Below are 22,374 nucleotides of genomic sequence, written 5' to 3'. Positions count from 1 at the left end.
ATTTAAGTACATAAAGAAAAATACAATTATTTACAACGTCTAAAAAATGACCAGATACACTAAAAAATGCGAGTAGAACAATGAAAAAAATGAGGCCATATCATGCAAACCAGATTGATAGAATTATTGAAAAATAGCGTGTCATCCATTGTGCTAGACGGGGAAACGGATTACCTCATTGAGAAAAACCGTGCCTTAAATGATTTTTATCCGGTATTTTTATCGGTGTTAAGACACCGGCCATCCCTCATTGACAGCCTGAGAAATCAGCTTAATCCGCGGCTGGCTGAAATTTTTGGTACCAACCTGAACCTGAAACAGCAGTTTCTGGAATTTAGCCGCGGTCAGGCGCCGGCAGATGAAATTGAATCTACCCTGAACCGGGCCATCGTACCAACCTTAGGTTTTTTAGAAAGCGAGGCCGGCTCGACCGATCCTGAGGCGATTGTGCATTTGCTTGATCAGCATATGCCGGACATTCAGGCTGCTTTGCCGGAATGGGCCGCTGCGCTGCTGGCCGGTTTGGGCGTCAATGCCACTGCCGGGCAGACTATTCATCAGGCGCCTGAGTTATATGAAGAGGTGCCAGAGCAGAAGCGCTCGCCGTGGGTACCGATTCTGATTTTTATTATTCTGGCATTGTTACTGGCCTTTTTATTTAAAGCCTGTTCTGACCGTAATGAAGAAGAGGTGCCTGTTACCCAGGCAGCAGCGACGGAACCGGCCTATTTGCAGGTCAATACCGGTTCCAATGGCGATCTGGTCACCTGTCAGTTGTATCTGAACAATCCGGCTTATACCGACATTCTGCAAACAGAAGTTAAACGGATTTTTAACCATCCGACAGGTTGTGGGGTGAATAGCGCCAGTAATTATCATAGTGAATTTATTGATCAGGATGTGATTCCAACGGCACTGAAAATCCTGAAAGATGTGCCGAATACCAATATGACCTGGATGGGTGAGCAGATTGCGATTCAGTCCACCAATCCGGCAGATGCGCAGCGTGTGGCCAATCAGCTGCGTCCTTTGGCCAAGAATATGACCATTACGGTGCAGCAGGATCTCGATGTACAGACCGTCACACCAGCGACCACGACCGCAGCACAAGCCTTGGCCGTGATTAACCCGGATAATATTCAGGCGCTGGATGTCGCCACAGCCTTAAATCTGGAGGCGATTCATTTTGAGTCGGCATCTTCGACTGTACCGGAAGCCAATCAGCCGATTCTGGATCAGGCTGCGGCCTTAATCCAGCGTGCGCCGCATGTACATTTGACCATTAAAGGCCATACCGATGCAGTAGGCAGCAATGAAGCCAATAATCTGTTGTCCTTACGCCGTGCTGAAGCGGTACGTGATTATCTGGTACAACGCGGGGTTGATCCTTCCCAGTTACAGGCCGTGGGGTATGGCCAGCAACAGCCGATGGAACCAAATGCAACCCCAGAAGGGCAGTTCCAGAACCGTCGTATTGAGTTTGAAGTATTAAATACAGAAACCGGGGTGGTACGTGCGGTCGATGACCAAGGTATTGTCGAGAAAAAAGCAGAGTAAGGATTGAGTTAAGGAAATAGAAAAGGACGACGTCAAGTCGTCCTTTTGGGTTTAGTTGAAAAGCGGAGGTAGCGGTGGGGATGTATTCACGACCATCCGATGCCCGCTTTTAAAACCAGCCATTAAGCTGCATTACGTATTAAAGGCACCCCGGTGACTTTCTGGATTTCATCAAAACTGACCTCCGGTGCCAGTTCCACCAGCTGCACGCCGGTTGGGGTAATATCCAGAACGCCCAAATCGGTAATTACGCGATGAACCACGGCTTTACCGGTCAGCGGCAGGCTACACTGTGAAACGATTTTAGGTGTCCCATCTTTGGCGCAGTGTTCCATCAACACCACCACTTTTTGCACACCTGCGACCAGGTCCATGGCACCGCCCATACCTTTGACTTTTTTGCCCGGAATCATCCAGTTGGCCAGATCGCCCTGTTCAGAGACTTCCATGGCCCCCAGAATGGCAATATTGACATGACCGCCACGGATCATGGCAAAAGAGTCTGCGCTAGAGAAAAACGACGCACCTTGACGAGCTGTGACCGTCTGTTTGCCGGCATTAATCAGGTCGGCATCGACCGTGGCTTCAGTTGGGAATTCCCCAATCCCGAGCAGGCCATTTTCTGACTGTAGCCAAACGTTGATATTTTCCGGAATATAGTTAGCGACCAAAGTTGGTAAACCAATCCCTAAATTGACATAGAAACCATCTTCCAGTTCTTGTGCGGCGCGCTGCGCCATTTGATTACGCGTCCAAGCCATGGTTTAAGCCTCCGCCTTTAAAGTCATTTGTTCAATACGTTTTTCAGGATGTGCATTTAACACAATGCGGTTGACATAAATCCCCGGCAGATGAATTTCATCTGGATCGAGCGCGCCAATCTCTACAATTTCTTCGACTTCGGCAATGGTGATTTTGCCCGCCATGGCACAGACCGGATTAAAGTTTTGTGCAGTTTTACGGAAAATCAGGTTGCCGGCCTTGTCGGCTTTATAGGCTTTGACCAGGGCAACATCGGCAGTTAAAGATTCTTCTAAGATATAATCCTGACCTTTAAACTGGCGCACTTCTTTGCCTTCCGCGATGACGGTACCGACACCGGTGGCGGTAAAGAAGGCTGGAATACCTGCACCGCCGGCACGTAATTTTTCTGCCAGCGTACCTTGCGGAGTCAGTTCAACTTCCAGTTCACCACTCAGGAACTGGCGTTCAAATTCCTTGTTTTCACCGACATAGGATGAAATCATTTTTTTAATCTGTTTGGTTTCAAGCAGCAGCCCCAGACCAAAACCATCGACACCGGCATTGTTGGAAATACATGTCAGCTGTTTGGCACCGGTGTCTTTTAGCGCGGCAATTAATGCTTCAGGAATCCCGCACAGGCCAAAACCACCCACGGCCAGGGTTTGACCATCCTGAACCACGCCATTTAAGGCGGCTTGTGCGCTGTCATAGACTTTATTTGCCATGTGTCACCTCTATTTTTATCCTTTTTTCAGCAGATTGCTGCTGTTACATCCTTGAGTGGCTTGAGGGCATTGCTCAAGCCGGGTTTTATTCGGTTATTAAGCGCAGGCTTTTTGCCAGTAGGCATTGGCATAATTGGATGGATTATTGCGCTGTAAAACATTGCTGATATTACGGCTGGCCTGCATCAAGGCATCCAGCTGAATGCCGGTTTCATAGCCCATGTTGGACAGCAGGTAATACAGATCTTCGGTTGAGACATTGCCGGATGCGCCTTTGGCATAAGGACAGCCGCCTAAACCGGCAATTGACGAGTCAAAAACGCGAATACCTTGCAGCAGTGACTGGTAAATATTGGCGATGGCCATGCCATAGGTATTATGGAAATGACCGGCCAGCACCGTCGTATCCAGTTCGGCCAGACAGGCGTCCCAGACTTTTTTCACCCGGTCGGGTGTGGCGGTGCCAATGGTTTCACCCAAAGACACTTCATAGCAGCCCATATCCAGCAGGCGCTGCGAAACTTTTGCCACCTGCTGCGGATCAATTGCGCCTTCATACGGACAATCGACCATACAGGACACATAACCACGCACACGAATGTTGTGCGCTTTGGCTTCACGCATCACATCGCTGAATTTTTCAAAGCTTTCATCAATCGAACAATTGATGTTTTTGCGGGTAAAACTTTCAGAGGCTGCGGTAAAGACCGCCACTTCTTTGCAACCCACTGCCAGCGCAGATTCAAAACCTTTCAGGTTTGGCGTGAGCAGGCTGAACTGAATATTTGGATCTTTGGGCAAGCCGGCAAACAGCACATCGCTGTCTGCCATTTGCGGTACCCATTTGGCCGATACACAGGAACCAACTTCAATGGCCTGTAAACCGGTTTGCATTAAATCCAGAATCAGCTGTCTGCGGTCATCCAGGGTTAAGGGTGTTTTTTCATTTTGCAGGCCATCGCGTGGCCCGACTTCAACAATTTTGACAAATTCGCTCATGCGACTTCCTCCGCCAGCGGCTGGAATTCCACCAGCTCATCGCCAGCTTTGACCTGATCACCGGCCTGGAAGTAAGAGCTGGCCACGATGCCATCATGCGGTGCACGAATCGAGTATTCGATTTTCATGGCTTCGAGGGTCATCAGGACATCGTCTTTTTTGACTTTGTCATTGGCCGCGACCAGTACCTGAGTGATGACACCTGGCATTGGCGCAGTCAGGTTGTTTTCAGCACCTTGTTCATCATCCTGGTTAAATACCGGTTTCAGATAGGTAAATTTATAGCTCTGGCCATTCTGGAACAGGGTAATGCCATGTTCAGTCTGGCTAAAGGCCAGTTTTTGCTGTTTGCCGGCCAGCTTGAATTGCAGGGTATGCGCATCCAGTAACTGACCCTCAAGCTCAAAAGTCTGACCCTCATACTGTGCGACAAAGCCATGTTCTTGTGCTGCAAACTGGATATTTAAGGTTTTGTCATTACATTGTAATTTGATTGTCTGCCCCGATTGCAGGTTTAAACGCCAGAAAGCATTGGTCTGCCAGACCGGATTGCTGGCGCTCGGGTTCTGGGCCAAACGTGACAGCAATTCGATGAAGGCCGCGCTGACCACTAGCGTACTGTTCAGCTCTGTGGCCGGTTTTAGCAGGAATTCTTCTTCGCGCTGAATCAGGCCAGTATCCAAATTGGCATTCTTGAAAGAATCGCACAGTACCAGACGATCCAGGAAGGCAATGTTGTTGCCCAGACCATCGACATGGAACTGACCTAAAGCATGGTGCATTTGCGTTAATGCTGCTTCACGGTTTTTGCCCCAGACAATCAGTTTGGCAATCATCGGGTCGTAGTAGGTGCTAATTTCATCGCCTTCAACAATACCGCTGTCGACACGTACCGCTTCATTTTGTGTTGGATAATGCAGATAGCTGATTTGACCAATCGCCGGAATAAAGCCTTTTTCAGGTTCTTCGGCATAAACACGTGCTTCCAGAGCATGGCCGTGAATCTGCAATTCGTGCTGCTGTTTTGGTAAAGGCTCACCAAAGGCGACGCGTAATTGCCACTCGACCAGATCCTGACCGGTAATCATTTCAGTCACCGGGTGCTCAACCTGCAGACGGGTGTTCATTTCCATGAAGTAGGCGGTCCCGTCTTGCTCGACAATAAACTCGACGGTGCCGGCACCGACATAATTTACGGCACGCGCGGCATCAATTGCGGCCTGGCGCATGGCTTCCAGTTTATCTTCCGGCATTTTCGGTGCTGGTGCTTCTTCCAGTACTTTCTGATGGCGGCGCTGTACCGAGCAATCACGCTCAAACAGATGCACATAGTTGCCATGGGTATCGCCAAACACTTGCACTTCAATATGACGCGGCTGCACTACATAGCGTTCAATCAGTACATCTTCATTGCCAAAGCTGGAACGGGCTTCACTCTTACATGAGGCCAGGGCGCTAAGGAAATCTTCACTGCGCTCAACCAGACGCATCCCTTTACCGCCACCGCCGGCGCTGGCTTTAATCAGCACCGGATAGCCAATGTCATCGGCTTGCTGTTTTAAGAACGCAGCATCCTGATTGGTGCCATGATAACCCGGTGTCAGTGGTACGCCGGCTTTTTCCATCAAGGCTTTAGAGGTGGCTTTTAAACCCATCGCCAGAATGGCGTCAACTGGCGGGCCAATAAAGACAATGTTGTTGTCCTGACAGGCAAAAGCAAACTGGTCATTTTCAGACAGGAAGCCATAACCCGGGTGAATGGCTTGTGCGCCGGTGCTTTTTGCGGCTTCGATAATCCGTTCAATCTGTAAATAGCTTTGTGCTGCTGGTGATTCACCAATATAGACTGCTTCATCGGCCAGTTTGACATGCTGGGCCTGAGCATCTGCATCTGAATAGACTGCAACAGTTGCAATTCCCAGTTTTTTGGCAGTACGAATGACACGGCAGGCAATTTCACCACGGTTGGCAATTAAAATCTTTTCAAACATCGTTAGGATCCTTCTAGTTGTTATGCCGTGGTCTTGATCCAGGCCGGGCTTTGTTTGTTAAGGAAAGCATTTAAGCCGTTTTTCGCCTCATCTCCCTGGCGAACGTGGGCAATATGCTGTGCGGTTTGCAGCAAGAGGTCCTCGGTCAGGACTTGCTGGTTCACCATCTGAATGAGCTGCTTCGATGCGTGCTGTGCTTCAGGGCCACCGAGTAATAAGGCCTGCACAATTTCATCAATTTTGCTGTCCAGCTGTTCCGGTGCGGTCACTTCATGTGCCAGACCAATAGCGTGTGCCTGTGCTGCAGAAATCCGTTCAGCAGTTAAAAAGTAACGTGATGCCTGACGTGCGCCAATGGCACGAATGACATAAGGGCTGATGGTGGATGGCGCCAGGCCTAAACGTACCTCAGAGGTGGCAAATTTGGCATCGGTGCTGGCCACACAAATATCACAGGCCGAGGCCAGACCCATACCACCACCAAAGGCAATGCCATGTACGCGAGCGATAGTCGGCTGTTTCAAGGTGGCCAGACTTTGCAGCATTTTGGCCAGTTTCAGGGCATCGGCTTCATTGTCGGCTTGTGAGGCCTGACCGGCCTGTTTCATCCAGTTCAGGTCGGCACCGGCAGAGAAGCTCTTGCCACGACCGGCCAGAATCACCACACGTACATCAGCGCGGGTATTCAGTTGCTGAAAGCAGGCGTGTAATTCTTCAATGACCTGCGTATTAAAGGCATTGTGCAGTTCGGCACGGTTAATCCACACCGTAGCCACCTGATCTTGCTGTTCGAGTTGTAAAAATTGATAATCCATTTTTGTCACCTCTTACATGCGGAACACGCCGAATTTGGTTGGCTGGATTGGGGCATTTAATGCCGCCGCCAGACTGAGCGCCAATACTTCACGTGATTGTGCTGGATCAATAACACCATCATCCCATAAACGCGCAGAAGCATAATATGGATGCCCCTGACGTTCGTACTGGTCACGAATAGGCTGTTTAAACTGATCTTCTTCTTCCGCTGACCAGCTGCCGCCTTTGCTTTCAATCTGGTCGCGTTTCAGGGTCGAGAGTACACTCGAAGCCTGCTCACCGCCCATCACGGAAATACGCGAGTTTGGCCAGGTCCACATAAAGCGTGGCGAATAGGCACGGCCACACATGCCGTAGTTGCCGGCACCAAAAGAACCGCCAATCACCAGGGTCAGTTTCGGCACATTGGCTGTCGCGACTGCCATTACCAGTTTGGCACCATTTTTGGCAATGCCTTCATTTTCATACTGACGGCCAACCATAAAGCCGGTGATGTTCTGAATAAACAGTAGAGGAATGTTGCGCTGGGTGCACAGTTCAATAAAGTGTGCGCCTTTTTGTGCCGACTCGGAAAACAGAATCCCGTTGTTGGCAATAATACCAACCGGCATACCGTACAGTTTGGCAAAGCCGGTGACCAGCGTGGTCCCAAAACGTGCCTTGAACTCGTCAAAACGTGAACCATCGACAATACGGGCAATCACTTCACGCACATCAAACGGTTTACGTGCATCAGTCGGGACAATGCCGTACAGCTCTGACGCATCGAATAATGGTGCTTCGACATTTTCCGGCTGCGGATTTGGTTTTTTATTTAAATTGGCGACGATGTTGCGGGCAATCGCCAAAGCATGTTCGTCATTTTCTGCCAGATGATCGGCCACACCTGATAAACGGGTGTGCACATCTCCACCGCCCAGGTCTTCACTGCTGACCACTTCACCGGTGGCAGCTTTCACCAGTGGCGGGCCACCCAGGAAAATCGTACCCTGATTCCGCACAATAATGGTTTCATCCGACATGGCAGGGACATAAGCACCGCCGGCTGTACAGCTGCCCATCACCACGGCGATCTGGGCAATGCCCATGCTCGACATACGCGCCTGATTGTAGAAAATACGGCCGAAGTGATCACGGTCCGGGAATACTTCATCTTGCAGCGGTAAATAGGCACCGCCAGAATCGACCAGATAGATACAGGTCAGATGGTTCTGCTCGGCAATTTCCTGAGCGCGTAAATGCTTTTTCACAGTCAGCGGATAATACGTTCCGCCTTTGACTGTCGCATCATTGGCAATGATCATACAGGTCACGCCATTGACCTGACCGACACCGGCCACCACACCGGCAGCAGGCACATCATCCTGATACACCTGATAGGCAGCCAGCTGACCAATTTCAATAAAAGCCGTACCCGGATCAATCAGGTGGTCAATCCGTTCACGTGGTAATAATTTACCGCGATCCAGATGTTTCTGACGTGCAGTTTCACCGCCGCCCAGGGCAATTTTCTGGACTTTCTGTTTCAGGTCATCGACCAGGGTTTGCATCGCTGCGTGGTTGTTTTTGAACTCTTCGCTGCGAATATTGATTTTGCTCTGTAATTGATTCATGCCAACATCCTTGTCTATTCTTGTGATTTATTTTTTAGGCAGTTTCGTTAAACAGTTCGCGGCCAATCAGCATACGGCGAATTTCCGAGGTGCCTGCACCAATTTCATAGAGTTTGGCATCACGCCATAAACGTCCAGCAGAAAATTCATTGATATAACCGTTCCCACCTAGCGTCTGAATGGTTTCACCGGCCATCCAGGTGGCTTTTTCGGCTGCATATAAAATTGCGCTGGCAGCATCTTTACGCAGGCTGCGGCTATGCTCGGCTTTGTCACATTCTGCACCTACGGCATAGACCAGTGCTTTACAGGCCAGCCAGGTCGAATACATATCAGCAATTTTGCCTTGCATCAGCTGGAATTCGCCCAGTGCCTGACCAAACTGTTTACGCTCGTGGATATACGGAATCACGGTGTCTAGGCAGGCATCCATAATGCCCAGTGGGCCTGCGCTTAATACAGCACGTTCATAGTCCAGACCACTCATCAGCACTTTTACACCATTGCCGACACCGCCGAGGACGTTTTCTTTCGGTACGCGCACGTTGTCAAAGAACAGTGGATAGGTATTCGAGCCGCGCATGCCCAGTTTGTCCAGGTGCGTACCGTGGCTAAAGCCCGGCATGGTTTTTTCAATCAGGAAAGCGGTCATGCCTTTGGCGCCGGCTTGGGTATCAGTTTTGGCATAGACCACCAGCACATCTGCATCGCCACCGTTGGTGATCCACATTTTTGAACCGTTTAGCAGATAATGATCGCCCTGATCTTCAGCTTTGAGTTTCATGCTCACCACATCGGAGCCGGCATTCGGTTCTGACATGGCCAATGCGCCGACATATTCACCTGAAATCAGTTTCGGTAAATAGCGCTGTTTCTGTTCTTCGTTACCATTACGCTTAATTTGGTTCACACATAGGTTAGAATGTGCCCCGTAGGAAAGGCCAATGGATGCTGAGGCACGTGAAATTTCCTGCATGGCAATAATATGTGCCAGATAACCGAGGTTGGTGCCACCATATTCCTCACTTACAGTCAGACCGAGTAAACCCATGTCCCCAAACTTTTTCCAAAGATGAGCAGGGAATTCGTTGTCACGGTCGACCTGTTGAGCAATTGGTGCGATCTCTTTTGCACAAAATGCAGCAACTGAATCACGAAGGGCGATCAGTGTTTCATCCAAACCGAAATCCAAGCTTTGTAAATTCATTTCTTCATCCATCCTGCGGTTATATTTGTTGTTTCCAAAAAAGCATTTTTGTTGTGCTTGGTTTTTAACATACATCGAAAATTTAAAAAAGTGAACTAAAATTCACAAAATGATTTACAATTCATTTTATCTGGTTGAGAATAAGATATGAGTTATAAAAGATCATCATTGATGCAGGAACGAATGGAACAGAATCGCCTGTCGATTTTGCAGTCCGCTCGTGAACTAATTGCTCAAGGGGGCTTTAAAGAGGCGTCGATTCAGGCCATTGCGGAACGTGCCGGTGTATCTACCGGTCTGGTCTATCGATATTTCGAAAACAAAAGCCAGATTTTAATTGAAGTGTTGTCGAATGCGATTCAGCATGAGGTTGAAATTTTGAACCACATTGCCGGCTCGGATTTATCGCCAAAACAGAAATTGCAAAAATCTGTTACAACTTTTGTGAAGCGTGCCATGAACAGTCCCCAACTGGCGTATGCGCTCATGTTTGAACCGGTTGATCCGGAAATGGAACATGAACGTTTTCGCAGTAAACAGCTGATCAAGCAGAGCATTAAGGAAATTTTGGCTGAAGGAAAAGTCAATGGTGAGTTTGAGTTTGAAGATTTGAACACCGCCGCACTGGGCGTGGTTGGCTCTATGACTTTTGTGGTGATTGAACCTTTAAACCCATCTCGCAATGTGATGTTTGATCAAAACTATAAGGATTACTTTGTCAAACAGATTGCCGATTTTTGTGTGAATGCAGTACGTCGACAGGAGGGAAGTGAGTAAAAAACGATAAAAACGGCAGGGAAGACAGACAGGTAGTCGTGGTTCAAAAACAATTAGTAGAGTTGAAAATCAGAATTACAAAGAATCAAGGAGAACGATTCAATGACACAAGTACGGTTAAGTTACGCCTACGGAACGAGCAGCCAGCCTTTACTGGGCACAACGATTGGTGAAAAATTTGATCAGGCTTGCGCGCAATACGCCGAACAGGATGCGGTGGTCAGCCTGCATCAGAATGTGCGTTTGAGCTACCGGCAGTTGCAAGAGCAGGTGAATGCCTTTGCCTGCAGTTTGCTGAAACTGGGCTTTCAAAAAGGTGACCGTCTTGCAATCTGGTCGCCGAACTGCGTGGAATGGACCATTACCCAGTTTGCGGCCTTTAAAGCCGGCATTATTCTGGTGAACCTGAACCCGGCCTATAAAAGCAATGAGCTGGAATATGTACTGAATAAAGTGTCGTGTAAGGGACTGGTGATTGCCTCGCAGTTCAAGACCACCAATTATCAGGAGATTCTGACCAAAATTGCCCCGGAGCTGAACCAGGCAGCAAGCAAAGTGCTGAAAGCCGAGCGCCTGCCGCATCTGAAACATATTATTAAAATTGATGATCAGGAACATGCCGGATTACACCGCTTTCAGGATTTACTGACCCCGCCAAGCAAAAAAATGCTGCAAAAACTGCAGCAGATTTCTAGTGAATTGCAGTTTGATGAAACCATTAATATCCAGTTCACATCGGGCACCACCGGGAATCCGAAAGGCACCATGCTGACCCATAACAACATTTTAAATAATGGCTATTTTGTTGGTGAAGCAATTCATCTCAGCCCAGCAGATCGGGTCTGTATTTCAGTGCCGTTATTCCACTGTTTCGGGATGGTGATGGGGAACTTGGCCTGTATCACTCATGGTTCCACCATGGTTTATCCATCAGCCGTATTTAACCCGCTGGATACTTTAAAAGCCATTCAGCAGGAAAAATGTACCGCCGCTTATGGCGTACCGACCATGTTCATTGCCATTTTAGAGCATGAACAGTTTGATGAGTTTGACCTGTCAAGCTTGCGCACCGGTATTATGGCCGGCAGTCCATGTCCGCAGGAAATCATGCAGCGCGTGATCGACCGCATGCATATGTCGGAAATTACCATCTGCTATGGTATGACCGAAACAGCACCGGTAAGTGCGCAAAGTTCAACGGAAGATTCGGTGGAACGTCGCGTCAGTACCGTGGGCCGAGTCCATCCGCATCTGGAAGTCAAAATTGTCGATGAAGAGGGCAAGGTGTTACCACGTGGACAGCTCGGTGAACTCTGTGTTCGCGGTTATTCGGTAATGCTCGGCTATTGGGAAGATCAGGAAAAAACCGCAGAAGTGATTGATGCTGCACGCTGGATGCATACCGGTGATATCGCTGAAATGGACGATGAAGGCTTTGTCAAAATTAAAGGCCGGATTAAAGATGTGGTGATTCGTGGCGGTGAAAACCTGTTCCCGAAAGAAATTGAAGATTTCCTCTATACCCATCCGGCGGTTTGCGATGTACAGGTGATTGGCGTACCTGACCATAAATATGGCGAAGAACTCTGCGCCTGCATTATCTTGCATGAAAACGACCCTTGCACAGAAGAAACCATTCGCCAGTACTGCGCCGAGCATATTTCACACAATAAAGTGCCACGTTATGTGCGTTTCTTTAGCGAGTTTCCAATGACGGCATCGGGTAAGGCGCAGAAGTTTAAGCTGCGTGAATTTATGCGTGAAGAGTTAAACCTAAAAGAAATTGCTTGATTCATGCAGGCATCTAATCACATGACAGGGCGACAGGGATATCGCCGGTCATGTGATTGAATCTCGGGAAAAATCAAATCAGAGCAAAATTGCTTTGCTTTCCGCGAGCTGTCATGACTTTCCAACAAGAATGATCTTCGCAAGTCTATTCAAGAGTCAGAGGTAGAGTGAGTTAAAGATGGCCAAAAACTTTCACAGTGAAGTCATTGTCGCCGGCTATGATGATCACATCCGTAAACTGATTCCCGGCTATGAACTGGTACATCAACAGATTGATGCCATTCTAACGGCAGAATTACCGGAAACTGCGCATATTCTGGTGGTCGGGTGCGGGACAGGCTATGAGCTGACCTATTTATTGGCGCATCATCCACAGTGGCAGATTACCGCCATTGATCCCTCCCGTGCCATGCTGGAACAGGCACAAAATACGATCCGCTCAATTGCAGGTGCCGAGCGGGTGCAGTTTATTCAGGCCGATACCCAGAGTTTAGAGTCCCCTCAGCCTTTTGATGCGGCACTGGCCATTCTGGTGGCGCATTTTATTCCCATGCCGGCCAAAGCCGATTTTTTTCAGGACATCTGCCAGCGCTTAAAACCGGGTGGTGTTTTCCTCAGTTATGACCTGATGCAGCCTGAAACATTGGCTGAACAGCAAGTGCTGCAGCATGTAGCGGTGCAACAGGGCTTAACAGTGAGCCAGAGTGAAAAGATGATTGCACGTCTGGATGATGATTTTGAACTGGTTTCGGCTGAACAGACCAAAGACGTATTAACAAAAGTCGGATTTAAAAGTTGCAGGGTTTATTGTCAAATCATGAATTATTATGGTTTTTTTGCACGAAAATAAACGAGACAGGGGCTACACAGGCAGGTAGCACACAGACCAAAGAGCAAGGAAGTAGGGAAAATAATGTCGGCATATTACAGTTTTATCAGACGTGAACAGCATGCAGATGGCAGCAGCACAGCTTATTATGAATCGAATATTCATGCTCAGGGCGCGTGGAATCCGCATGAGCAGCATATGGCACCTGCCACCGGTATTCTCTGTGCAGAGCTGGAACAGTTCCAGCCACGTGCAGAAATGCGCATTGGCCGGGTCGGGCTGGATATTTTTGGTTTGATTGCCTTTGGTGAATTTTCGATTACTACCCGCATGATTCGCCCGGGCAAAACCATTGAACTGATTGAAGCGGAAATGTGTGCCAATGGCAAAACCTGTATTGTGGCGCGTGCCTGGAAAATGCTGACTTCCGACACTCGTGCCATTGCCGGTCTGGAAGATTTACCGGCAGAAAGTCCGGACTATTTACCCGAGTGGGATGGCATGCGCTGCTGGCCAGGCGGCTATATTCAAAGTATTCAGACCCGTGCCCATCTGGACCATCGTCCGGGCAAAGGCATTGTCTGGCTCAGTAATCAGCTTGAAATGATTGACGGCCAGCCGACGTCCGATTTTACCCGCCTGATGGGCATGGTAGATACTGCCAATGGCGTGGTGCCACGTCAGGACCCGAATGCCGGTTGGGGCTTTCCAAATTTGGATCTGCAAATTCATCTGCACCGCTTGCCGCAAGGCCAGTGGCTAGGACTGGAAGTGGTACAACAATATGGTGAAGACGGTATTGGTCTGACCAGCGGCATTCTGCATGATGTTCATGGGCCATTTGGACGCAGTGAACAGATTCTGACCTTAAGAAAGTTCTAAAACTGGCTCAAGTCTATCAGGACGAATTGATTCGTCCTTTTTTTATTGGCATGCTGTGGGCAGTTCAAAATATAGATGAAACAGATGCGAATCGGGATTATTGGCGCGGGACGGGTAGCACATCATCTGGCACAGGCATTGAGTGCACGGCACCAGATAGTACAAATTTATAGCCGCAGTTTGGATAAGGCAGCGCAGCTGGCACAGCAGGTACAGGCCAGTGCAATTCATAGCCCTGAACAGTTTGATGCGACACTGGACTTGGTGATCATTGCGGTGAGTGATCAATCCATTGCCGCGGTAATTGAGCAGGTGCATCCTCATTTGCCTGAAGTGCTGATGGTCCATACCTCCGGCAGTACTGCAATGCAGCTGTTACAGCAGGTACATGCACGTGCCGGAGTATTTTATCCGCTGCAAACCTTTAGTCTGGAACGTGAGATTGACTGGAGTCAGACCCCTGTATTTATTGAAGCGGCAGATGAAGACGATCAGGCTGTATTATTGCAGCTGGCCAATGAACTCAGTCAGCGGGTCTATGCCTATAGCTCCGAGCAGCGTCTGAGCCTGCATCTGGCCGCGGTGTTTGCTTGTAATTTCAGTAATTATTGTTATGACATAGCCCGGCAAATTGTTGATGTCCAGCAGGTCGATTTTAGTCTGCTGTATCCGTTAATGCTGGAAACGGCGCAGAAGGCCACCCAGGCCGATCCTAAAACCATGCAGACCGGCCCGGCCATGCGTGGTGATCAGAATATTTTACAGATGCATCAGCAGTTATTGGCTGATGCGCAGCGACCTGATTTACAGGCGGTCTATCAACTATTCAGCCAGCAGATTTTAGAACGTCATCAGTCATAAACCATTGTTGTTATCTTCGGTTTTATACTGGTTAATCGAGTCGTTGATCTGATCTTTTAAATCACTTTTGACTGGTAGATCATCTATTTTGTCTAATCTCAAGATAGGGACGTATAAAAAAAGCGCTGAGATTTCAGCGCTTTTTCAACTTTGTGATTAAGAAATTTTCTTAAAGATAAAGTCGTTAATCTTGTGACCGGCTTCAATACCGCGGCGTTCAAATTTGGTTTGCGGGCGCCATTCCGGACGTGGATAGCTGTTGCCTTTGCCTGCCAGGTTTTCTAAACGTGAACGGTTGTCCAGCACGTCCAGCATCCATTCTGCATACGGTTCCCAGTCAGTTGCTGCATGGAAAGTACCGCCCATTTCCAGTTTTTGTTCAATCAGTTCCATACGCTCATCCACCACAAAGCGGCGTTTGAAGTGGCGTTTCTTTTGCCATGGGTCCGGGAAGTACAGTTGCACGGTGTTAATGCTGTTGTCTGGCATTTCACGCAGCACCTGAATTGCATCGGCATCCAGTACACGCAGGTTGCTTAAACCGGCTGTGCCTGCTTCATATACGCACTGGGCAATACCCGGCACATGCACTTCAATACCCACAAAGTTACGCTCCGGATTGGCCTGCGCCATTAAGACCAGTGAACGGCCCATTCCAAAACCGATTTCTACCGTTAAAGGACGTTCTGGATGTTCAAAATGCTGACGTAAATCGCCAACCGGATATTCCAAAATTAGGTGACCATATTGTTCAAGCGCAGTACGTTGAGAGGTGTTGAGTGGTGAGGAACGACGCATAAACGTCACAATTTCACGGTGCTCGTTTAAGTTGTCCAGCTCGACGACTTGCTGGTCTAATTGATCATTCGACATAACTTTGGCAATCGTAAAAAATTCAAATGCGGTATTTTAAGTCCTGAGCAGTTGAAGTCAAATTTTTTCATGCATTGCGCTATTTTTTTCACGGCAGCTGTCATGAAAATGCAGAAATAGTTTCATCAAATGTTCATACATCTGTCATGTCTAAAAAATAGCCTGAATAAGCTTTAACAACTGATAAAAAACAATGAAATTACATACTTTATGCTGGGCCATGGCACTCATGGGTTGTGGCTTTTCTGCACATGCAGAGCTGATGTTCAGTCAATATGTCGATGGTACATCGAACCGTAAGGGACTGGAGATTTATAACCCCGATGCGACAGCGGCCGATTTATCTCAGTATCAAATCAAGATTTTTTCCAATGGCTCAACCACAGCCGGACTGACGGTATCTTTAGAGGGAGTGTTGCCGGCCAAAGCTGAATATCTGGTCGGGCGAAGTGAATTGGAGCTGGTGCTGGGCGATCTGGTCAAAAAAATCGCAAGTCTGAATTTTAATGGTAATGATGCGGTTGTGCTGTATAAGCATAATACACCGGTCGATCGTTTTGGTGTGCTTGGACAGACTACGAGTTGGGCAGAGGGCACCAGTTTAAGCCGCAATAAAACCACGCATAGTGTTAGCTCAGTTGACCCAACAGCACCTTTTGATGTGAACAGTGAATGGACGGCCTGGTCTGACCGGAATGCTTTTAGTCAGTATTTGCTGCCAGAAGGAGAGCAGCCACCGCCTGTGACGGAAACGATTAGCTGTAGCAGTAGTGATACCGCCATTGCCGATTTGCACAGTGCCAGCAAGAACCAGATCTATACCGTGCGTGGGGTGATGACCGCAGATTATCGTTATAGCAATGGTTTTTCCGGTTTTTATCTGCAAACGCCAGATAGCAAAGCCAAACCAAACCTGAATAATGCGATTTTTGTTTATATTCCGGCCAGCAGCCAGATTAAAGGCGGGCAGGTTGGAGAAGAGGTGATTTTACGTGGCCGCCTCACTAGCTATCAAAACCAGCTGCAGCTGGACCAGCTGACTCAGGAGATTCAAACCTGTAATCCGCAAGCGGCAAGCTGGGTGGCACCAAAAACAGTAAATTTACCCTTTGAAAGCCTGACGGATATTCAGCAACATGCACCGCAGCGTTATCAGGGTGCACTGGTTAAACTGCCGCAAACTCTGACCGTCAGTGAAAACTATAATTATGGCCGTTATGGCGAGCTGGCCCTAAGCCTTGGGCGCTTATATATGCCGACCAATCTGTATCCGGCCAAATCTGCCGAAGCACTCAGCCTGGCCAAGCAAAACCTGCTGTCCAAAATTATTCTGGATGATGGCTATAACAACCAGAACCGGACGCCGTGGTTGCCGCTGAACTTTAATGCGCAAAATACCTTAAGAGCCGGCTATGAGCTGCAAAATGTAGAAGGGATTTTGGAATATCGTTTTAACCAGTGGCGTATTCAGCCTGTTCAGGGCAGAACCTTGCCGAATATCGTGGCAGACAAAAATGAGCGCAGCAGCGTCAGTGCCAAAAATACTGCCCAGATTCGTGCTGCGGCCTTTAATGTCCTGAACTATGACAATGGCGCTGCACAAGGCTTCCCGACCGAGCGAGGTGCAAAAACCAAAGCAGAGTTCGACAAGCAGCATCAGAAAATTGTCAGTGCCTTAAAAGCCATTGATGCCGATGTCTATGGCCTGAATGAAATTGCCAACAATGGTTATGGCCCAGACAGCGCTATTGCCTATTTAACCCAAAGTCTGGGGCCAGACTGGAAGTATGTGACACCGCCAAATGCAGATCGCTTGGGCACCGATACCATTGCCGTAGCCATGATTTATAACAGCAAACGCCTGACGCCGGTGAATGCCGCTGCCGTGTTTGATGATGGTACGCAATTGAACCGTGTCACCATGGCGCAAAGTTTTAAACCTGTGGCGGGTGGCGAAAGCTTTACCGTGGTGCCACAGCATCTGAAATCCAAAGGTAGCTGTCCTGACACGGGTGTAGATGTAGATCAGGGTGATGGTCAAGGCTGCTGGAATAGCACCCGTGTGACCGCAGTACAGAAATTAATGCAATGGCTGGCGACCAATCCAACCAAAGTAACGCAGCCCAATGTCCTGATTCTGGGCGACTTAAACAGTTATGCCAAAGAAGATCCGATTTTGGCGCTGGAAAAGGCCAACTATAAAAATCTGTTTAATGATGAAAAAATCGGACAGGGCAAACAGGCTTATAGTTATGTGTTTGGTGTAGCCAGTAATACCCAGGGCTATGGCGGCGCCGGTAATTTAGACCATGCCATTGCCGATGCGCAATTGTATCCACGGGTTAAACGTGCTTTTGCATGGGCCATTAATGCCGATGAACCGACGGCGCTGGCCTATAACGAAGACTATAAAACTGCCGAGCAGATTCAGGCCTTTTATAGCCCGGATGCTTTCCGTTCATCTGACCACGACCCGATTATTATTGATCTGGATTTGGCAGATGCACCGGTAGAACCAAAGCCATCGGAAGACTCCAAAGCGGATACCCATGGGGGGAGTACCGGTCTATGGTCATTATTGGGATTATTCGGTCTGAGTGCTGCGGCTTGGTTACGTCGCCGTAAATAAGGCGGGTATTGATCTGCCATAAAAAAACGCCTGATTATCAGGCGTTTTTTTTGTGTGGTTTTACTCAAGCTTAATTCGGACTTAATTTATCAATCAGGGTGTCACTGGCTTCATTCAAGCCAATCAGCTCGACCTGAATCCCGCGAGCTTCAAATTTTTGCACCACGGTATTCAGCATATTCACTGAGGTTAAATCCCAAATATGCGCGTGAGTCAGATCAATCTTTACCTGTTGCAGATTTTCCTTAAAGTCAAAGAACTGGAAAAACTTGTCCGAGCTGCTAAAGAAAATCTGTCCGGTAATCTGATAACGGCGTGTATCCTGTACGCGTTCAGACTGAACTTTGACTTCACTTTCCAGCTTATTCACCAGGAATAAGGCCGACAGCAATACCCCAACGAAAACACCCAAGGCCAGGTTGTGTGTGGCCAGTACAATCGCCACCACGGTCAGCATCACAATATTACTTTGCTTTGGATGCTTGCTAAAGTTACGCACCGAATCCCAGTTAAAGGTGGTAAAGGCCACCATAATCATAATCGCCACCAGCGCCGCCATTGGAATATAAGCCAGCCAGTCTTTAAAGAACACCACCAGACACAGCAGGAAAACGCCGGCGACCAAAGTAGAAAGACGGGTACGCGCACCAGAGCTGACGTTAATAATCGACTGGCCAATCATGGCACAGCCGGCCATCCCGCCCATAAAACCGCTGACAATATTGGCATAGCCCTGACCACGACATTCCTGATGACGGTCACCTTCAGTTTCCGTCACTTCATTCACAATGGTGGTGGTCATCATGGTTTCCAGTAAACCCACTGTCGCAAGGGTGATGGAATAGGGGAAAATAATCGCCAGTGTTTCAAAATTCAGCAGAATTTCAGGAATTAAAAATACCGGTAAGGTGTCTGGAAATTGTCCCAGATCACTCACCGTACGCATATCGGCACCCAAAAACAGCGCCAGCAGACTCAGCACAATAATGCAGATTAAGGGTGAGGGCACCGCCTTGCCAATTTTAGGCAGATAGGGAAACAGATAAACCACCGCCAGCCCCAGGCCGACAAAGACATAGCCCCACAGATCCATTTGCATCAGCTCTGGAAGTTGCGCGACAAAAATTAAAATCGCCAGCGCATTCACAAAACCATAGACCACCGATTGAGACACAAAACGCATCAGCTTGGCCACTTTAAAATAGCCGGCCACCACTTGAATGATTCCGGTCAGTACCGTTGCCGCCAGCAAATATTGCAGCCCGTGCTCTTTGACCAGGGTAATCATCAGTAGCGCCATGGCACCTGTCGCGGCCGAAATCATTGCCGTGCGGCCACCAAAAAAGGCAATGGTCACGGCAATACAGAAGGAGGCATATAGGCCAACTTGTGGATCGACACCGGCAATTGCAGAAAAGGCAATGGATTCAGGAATCAGGGCCAGCCCCACCACCAGACCGGCCAGCACATCGGTCCGGATATTGGAAAACCACTCTTCTTTTTTCAGACTAATCACAATCGGCTTTTCATGAAACTTTAAAGGCGACTATGGTAAAACAAATGAAGTGAAAAAAGCAGCCGCAATCCACTTGAAAAAGCGCCGCGCTTGCTCAATATTGAAAAGGTAAATGTTTTTTACGCATTTACGCTTTTTTGCAATTTACAGGTTCGATCACTTGAAAGTTTGTTAGAAGCCATTTAAAACAGTTAGTAGTTATATAACAAGGATCAGATATGAAGCTTTATTATTCACCGGGTGCATGTTCTTTAGCGGCCCATATTATTTTAAATGAAATTAATGTAGATTTTGATTTAGAACGTGTCGACCTGAAAACCCATAAAACCGAAAAAGGTCATGATTATTACGAAATTAATCCAAAAGGCTATGTTCCGGCGCTTGAGATTAATCCAGGTCTGATTCTGACCGAAAACGTGGCAATTTTACCGTTTCTGGCCCAGCACGATCCAAAACAAGATTTAATTCCGCCATCAGGCATGGGCCGTGCCAAAGTGCTGGAATGGTTAGGTTATCTCAACTCGGAACTGCATGATGCCTACGCGGTATTCTTTGGTGGCCAGTTAACCGATGATGAAAAAAATAAAGCCTATGCTGAAATTGACCGTCTGTTAAGTTATATTGATAAAACTATTGGTGAATCAGACAATGAGTATCTGGTCGATGATAACTTTGGCCCGGCCGATGCCTATTTATTCGTACTGACCAACTGGTCGAACCATATTCATCATGATTTAACCCCATATACCCATATTATTGCGCTACGCAATAAAGTGGCCGAGCGTCAATCGGTGCAGATTGCCATGCGTGATGAAGGCTTGATTCCTTGATTCAGGTCTAAAAACCGCAATAAAAAAGGACTCAAGCAGAGTCCTTTTTTCATGTTTAGCTTTTAATCAAGTAAAACCTGAAGGAGTAACTTATCTCTCAGCGCAGATAATGTCCGGATTATTTAAAGAAATAACCGGTTTCTGGCGAGCTGGCATTGGCCATACGTTTACGCGGCATCCGGCCTGCCAGATAAGCTTCACGGCCCGCTTCCACTGCTTTGCGCATTGCCGAAGCCATCAGGACCGGATTTTGCGCTGCTGCAATTGCAGTATTCATTAACACACCATCACAGCCCAGTTCCATGGCAATTGCTGCATCGCTGGCAGTGCCGACACCCGCATCGACCAGTACCGGTACTTTGGCATTTTCTTTAATAATAGAAATGGTATGCGGGTTTAAAATCCCCAGCCCTGAACCAATTAAGCTGCCTAAAGGCATAATTGCCACACAGCCCATGCTTTCCAGTTCTTGTGCCACAATCGGATCATCCGAGGTGTAGACCATAATCTCGAAACCATCATCAATAAGCGTACGCGCTGCCTTTAAGGTTTCGGTGATGTTTGGATACAGGGTTTTTTCATCGCCCAGTACTTCCAGTTTTACAAGATTATGACCATCGAGCAGTTCACGTGCCAGCATACAGGTACGCACTGCACTGTTGGCATCAAAACAGCCGGCTGTATTTGGCAAAATGGTATATTTTTCTGGTGGAATCACAGACAGCAAATTTGGCTGATCGGGATGCTGACCAATATTCACGCGACGAATAGCAACAGTTACAATTTCCGCACCGCTGGCCTGAATGGCCAGATCTGTTTCCTGCAGATCTTTATATTTTCCCGTGCCCACCAGCAAGCGCGAGTTAAAAGTGCGTGAACCGATTTTAAGTAGGGTGTCTTCCATACGTGCTCCGTCTTAGCCGCCGCCAACGGCATGAATAATTTCAATGCGGTCTTGATCATGAATAGGGGTGCTTTCCAGTCGGCTTTTCGGCACAATCATCTCGTTTTGTTCTACCGCAAAACGTTTGCCTTCCAACGCCAGTTGTTGCACCAGTTCTAGTAAATTATGGCACTGTGTCTGTTGTAATTCGCCGTTTAAATAAATGTGCATACCTGCAGTTTCCTAGCTGTTCCGTTCCCGAATTATCGGGCATATTTCATGGCATTCCAGGCCAGTACCAGCCAGCCGGCAATCATTAGCGCACCGCCAATTGGGGTAATGGCCCCCAGACCGCGCGGCAAACCTAGCGCCATCACATACAATGAGCCACAGAAAAACACAATCCCGACCTGAATCAGCAGGAAGCTGGCTTTAATGGGAAATTGAGTCATGACTTTGGCCAGAATCGCCAGTGCCAATAATCCGAGGGCATGATAGAAAAAATAATCAGTCGCTGTTTGCCACCACGCCAGTTGAGCTTCTGTTGCGCGTGCTTTTAAGCCATGTGCCCCAAATGCACCTAACATCACCGCAAGTGCTAAATTAAGGGCAGAAATTGCAATCCACATAGCAAGAATGACCTGAGTAAATTTGCGCTCAACCTTAACATTTTTCCGGGCAACGAGAAAGTGAAAAACTTTCACCCTGAAATGTGGTATTGAATCCATTGCTGTCCCACAATTTTTCACAAGAGGAAGCTCATTTGAGCTTCCTCTTGTTTTATGGGTATTTTATCGGGTGAAAATAAAGCTTTTAAAGTTCTTCTTTCAAACAAATTCACTTGAATTATT

Annotated in this window: 20 protein-coding genes; 8 read left to right on the top strand and 12 right to left on the bottom strand. The window is 48.0% G+C overall.

All coding sequences use genetic code 11. The features are described from left to right. The first annotated feature begins 102 nt into the window (after nt 1-102). On the top strand, nt 103-1,557 hold the full coding sequence (locus tag FTU69_RS08835; RefSeq protein ID WP_104471861.1) for an OmpA family protein: 1,455 nt from the start codon (nt 103-105) through the stop codon (nt 1,555-1,557). 122 nt (nt 1,558-1,679) lie between these two features. On the opposite strand, the gene FTU69_RS08830 is transcribed toward FTU69_RS08835, so the two are convergent. The 7 genes from FTU69_RS08830 to FTU69_RS08800 form a co-directional block, all read right to left on the bottom strand. Continuing rightward, nucleotides 1,680-2,318: a CoA transferase subunit B gene (locus tag FTU69_RS08830; protein ID WP_005177056.1), complete on the bottom strand. Its 639-nt coding sequence runs from the start codon at nt 2,316-2,318 to the stop codon at nt 1,680-1,682. Between the two features lie 3 nt (nt 2,319-2,321). Next, the gene (locus tag FTU69_RS08825) at nt 2,322-3,026 is read right to left on the bottom strand and encodes a CoA transferase subunit A (protein WP_005177058.1); all 705 of its coding nucleotides are present in this window, start codon (nt 3,024-3,026) and stop codon (nt 2,322-2,324) included. A gap of 96 nt (nt 3,027-3,122) precedes the next feature. Beyond that, nucleotides 3,123-4,025, bottom strand: a complete 903-nt coding sequence (locus FTU69_RS08820) for a hydroxymethylglutaryl-CoA lyase (protein WP_016658374.1) — start codon at nt 4,023-4,025, stop codon at nt 3,123-3,125. Next, complete coding sequence (locus FTU69_RS08815; RefSeq protein WP_180103755.1) at nt 4,022-6,016, bottom strand: acetyl/propionyl/methylcrotonyl-CoA carboxylase subunit alpha; 1,995 nt, start codon at nt 6,014-6,016, stop codon at nt 4,022-4,024. Before FTU69_RS08815 ends, FTU69_RS08820 begins: the two co-directional genes overlap by 4 nt. Before the next feature lie 20 nt (nt 6,017-6,036). Then, nucleotides 6,037-6,831 carry an enoyl-CoA hydratase/isomerase family protein gene (locus FTU69_RS08810; protein WP_152342323.1) on the bottom strand — a complete coding sequence of 265 codons (795 nt, stop codon included), beginning with the start codon at nt 6,829-6,831 and terminating at the stop codon, nt 6,037-6,039. Between the two features lie 12 nt (nt 6,832-6,843). Next, the gene (locus tag FTU69_RS08805; protein ID WP_005177066.1) at nt 6,844-8,445 is read right to left on the bottom strand and encodes a carboxyl transferase domain-containing protein; all 1,602 of its coding nucleotides are present in this window, start codon (nt 8,443-8,445) and stop codon (nt 6,844-6,846) included. A 34-nt stretch (nt 8,446-8,479) separates the two neighbouring features. Next, complete coding sequence (locus FTU69_RS08800; RefSeq protein WP_005177068.1) at nt 8,480-9,652, bottom strand: isovaleryl-CoA dehydrogenase; 1,173 nt, start codon at nt 9,650-9,652, stop codon at nt 8,480-8,482. A gap of 147 nt (nt 9,653-9,799) precedes the next feature. On the opposite strand from FTU69_RS08800, the gene FTU69_RS08795 reads away from it, so the two are divergent. The 5 genes from FTU69_RS08795 to FTU69_RS08775 all read left to right on the top strand — a co-directional run bounded on the left by FTU69_RS08795 (nt 9,800) and on the right by FTU69_RS08775 (nt 14,792). Next, the gene (locus FTU69_RS08795) at nt 9,800-10,429 is read left to right on the top strand and encodes a TetR/AcrR family transcriptional regulator (RefSeq protein WP_005177074.1); all 630 of its coding nucleotides are present in this window, start codon (nt 9,800-9,802) and stop codon (nt 10,427-10,429) included. Between the two features lie 102 nt (nt 10,430-10,531). After that, the gene (locus FTU69_RS08790; RefSeq protein ID WP_180103754.1) at nt 10,532-12,220 is read left to right on the top strand and encodes an AMP-binding protein; all 1,689 of its coding nucleotides are present in this window, start codon (nt 10,532-10,534) and stop codon (nt 12,218-12,220) included. Between the two features lie 178 nt (nt 12,221-12,398). Then, nucleotides 12,399-13,070, top strand: coding sequence for a class I SAM-dependent methyltransferase (locus FTU69_RS08785; protein ID WP_104488772.1), 672 nt, complete (start codon nt 12,399-12,401; stop codon nt 13,068-13,070). A 63-nt stretch (nt 13,071-13,133) separates the two neighbouring features. Continuing rightward, complete coding sequence (locus FTU69_RS08780; RefSeq protein WP_005177084.1) at nt 13,134-13,931, top strand: thioesterase family protein; 798 nt, start codon at nt 13,134-13,136, stop codon at nt 13,929-13,931. Between the two features lie 84 nt (nt 13,932-14,015). Next, a complete protein-coding gene (locus FTU69_RS08775; protein ID WP_163146323.1) occupies nt 14,016-14,792 on the top strand; it encodes a Rossmann-like and DUF2520 domain-containing protein in 777 nt (258 codons plus the stop codon). 156 nt (nt 14,793-14,948) lie between these two features. Here the strand turns inward: FTU69_RS08775 and trmB are convergent, their stop codons facing one another. Then, a complete protein-coding gene (gene trmB / locus FTU69_RS08770; protein WP_005177088.1) occupies nt 14,949-15,665 on the bottom strand; it encodes a tRNA (guanosine(46)-N7)-methyltransferase TrmB in 717 nt (238 codons plus the stop codon). Between the two features lie 220 nt (nt 15,666-15,885). Between trmB and FTU69_RS08765 the strand changes: the two genes are divergently transcribed. Next, a complete protein-coding gene (locus tag FTU69_RS08765; RefSeq protein WP_180103779.1) occupies nt 15,886-18,294 on the top strand; it encodes an ExeM/NucH family extracellular endonuclease in 2,409 nt (802 codons plus the stop codon). Between the two features lie 70 nt (nt 18,295-18,364). Here the strand turns inward: FTU69_RS08765 and FTU69_RS08760 are convergent, their stop codons facing one another. Beyond that, nucleotides 18,365-19,810 (bottom strand): SulP family inorganic anion transporter, encoded by a 1,446-nt coding sequence (locus FTU69_RS08760; RefSeq protein WP_180103753.1) that lies wholly within the window; start codon nt 19,808-19,810, stop codon nt 18,365-18,367. 218 nt (nt 19,811-20,028) lie between these two features. On the opposite strand from FTU69_RS08760, the gene FTU69_RS08755 reads away from it, so the two are divergent. After that, nucleotides 20,029-20,640, top strand: a complete 612-nt coding sequence (locus FTU69_RS08755; RefSeq protein ID WP_005177091.1) for a glutathione binding-like protein — start codon at nt 20,029-20,031, stop codon at nt 20,638-20,640. A gap of 118 nt (nt 20,641-20,758) precedes the next feature. Here the strand turns inward: FTU69_RS08755 and FTU69_RS08750 are convergent, their stop codons facing one another. From FTU69_RS08750 to FTU69_RS08740, 3 genes are read right to left on the bottom strand one after another with little or no spacing between them, the layout of a single operon-like run. Further along, on the bottom strand, nt 20,759-21,544 hold the full coding sequence (locus FTU69_RS08750; protein ID WP_005177093.1) for a thiazole synthase: 786 nt from the start codon (nt 21,542-21,544) through the stop codon (nt 20,759-20,761). A gap of 12 nt (nt 21,545-21,556) precedes the next feature. After that, nucleotides 21,557-21,754 (bottom strand): sulfur carrier protein ThiS, encoded by a 198-nt coding sequence (thiS, locus tag FTU69_RS08745; RefSeq protein WP_005177095.1) that lies wholly within the window; start codon nt 21,752-21,754, stop codon nt 21,557-21,559. A gap of 32 nt (nt 21,755-21,786) precedes the next feature. Further along, nucleotides 21,787-22,152: a DUF423 domain-containing protein gene (locus tag FTU69_RS08740; protein WP_005177099.1), complete on the bottom strand. Its 366-nt coding sequence runs from the start codon at nt 22,150-22,152 to the stop codon at nt 21,787-21,789. Nucleotides 22,153-22,374 lie beyond the last annotated feature (222 nt).

The sequence above is a fragment of the Acinetobacter sp. YH12134 genome, assembly GCF_013418555.1.
Lineage (GTDB): Bacteria > Pseudomonadota > Gammaproteobacteria > Pseudomonadales > Moraxellaceae > Acinetobacter > Acinetobacter indicus.
The sequence above is the reverse complement of the archived record's forward strand: the minus strand, read 5'-3'. Positions and strand labels throughout refer to the sequence as shown.

Coding starts and splice junctions, on each gene's coding strand:
- FTU69_RS08825 (WP_005177058.1), bottom strand. CDS start 3,026: ATGGCAAATAAAGTCTATGACAGCGCACAAGCCGCCTTAAATGGCGTG.
- FTU69_RS08755 (WP_005177091.1), top strand. CDS start 20,029: ATGAAGCTTTATTATTCACCGGGTGCATGTTCTTTAGCGGCCCATATT.
- FTU69_RS08785 (WP_104488772.1), top strand. CDS start 12,399: ATGGCCAAAAACTTTCACAGTGAAGTCATTGTCGCCGGCTATGATGAT.
- FTU69_RS08780 (WP_005177084.1), top strand. CDS start 13,134: ATGTCGGCATATTACAGTTTTATCAGACGTGAACAGCATGCAGATGGC.
- thiS (WP_005177095.1), bottom strand. CDS start 21,754: ATGCACATTTATTTAAACGGCGAATTACAACAGACACAGTGCCATAAT.
- FTU69_RS08815 (WP_180103755.1), bottom strand. CDS start 6,016: ATGTTTGAAAAGATTTTAATTGCCAACCGTGGTGAAATTGCCTGCCGT.
- FTU69_RS08750 (WP_005177093.1), bottom strand. CDS start 21,544: ATGGAAGACACCCTACTTAAAATCGGTTCACGCACTTTTAACTCGCGC.
- FTU69_RS08795 (WP_005177074.1), top strand. CDS start 9,800: ATGAGTTATAAAAGATCATCATTGATGCAGGAACGAATGGAACAGAAT.
- FTU69_RS08765 (WP_180103779.1), top strand. CDS start 15,886: ATGGCACTCATGGGTTGTGGCTTTTCTGCACATGCAGAGCTGATGTTC.
- trmB (WP_005177088.1), bottom strand. CDS start 15,665: ATGTCGAATGATCAATTAGACCAGCAAGTCGTCGAGCTGGACAACTTA.
- FTU69_RS08830 (WP_005177056.1), bottom strand. CDS start 2,318: ATGGCTTGGACGCGTAATCAAATGGCGCAGCGCGCCGCACAAGAACTG.
- FTU69_RS08800 (WP_005177068.1), bottom strand. CDS start 9,652: ATGAATTTACAAAGCTTGGATTTCGGTTTGGATGAAACACTGATCGCC.
- FTU69_RS08805 (WP_005177066.1), bottom strand. CDS start 8,445: ATGAATCAATTACAGAGCAAAATCAATATTCGCAGCGAAGAGTTCAAA.
- FTU69_RS08835 (WP_104471861.1), top strand. CDS start 103: ATGCAAACCAGATTGATAGAATTATTGAAAAATAGCGTGTCATCCATT.
- FTU69_RS08820 (WP_016658374.1), bottom strand. CDS start 4,025: ATGAGCGAATTTGTCAAAATTGTTGAAGTCGGGCCACGCGATGGCCTG.
- FTU69_RS08775 (WP_163146323.1), top strand. CDS start 14,016: ATGCGAATCGGGATTATTGGCGCGGGACGGGTAGCACATCATCTGGCA.
- FTU69_RS08740 (WP_005177099.1), bottom strand. CDS start 22,152: ATGTGGATTGCAATTTCTGCCCTTAATTTAGCACTTGCGGTGATGTTA.
- FTU69_RS08810 (WP_152342323.1), bottom strand. CDS start 6,831: ATGGATTATCAATTTTTACAACTCGAACAGCAAGATCAGGTGGCTACG.
- FTU69_RS08790 (WP_180103754.1), top strand. CDS start 10,532: ATGACACAAGTACGGTTAAGTTACGCCTACGGAACGAGCAGCCAGCCT.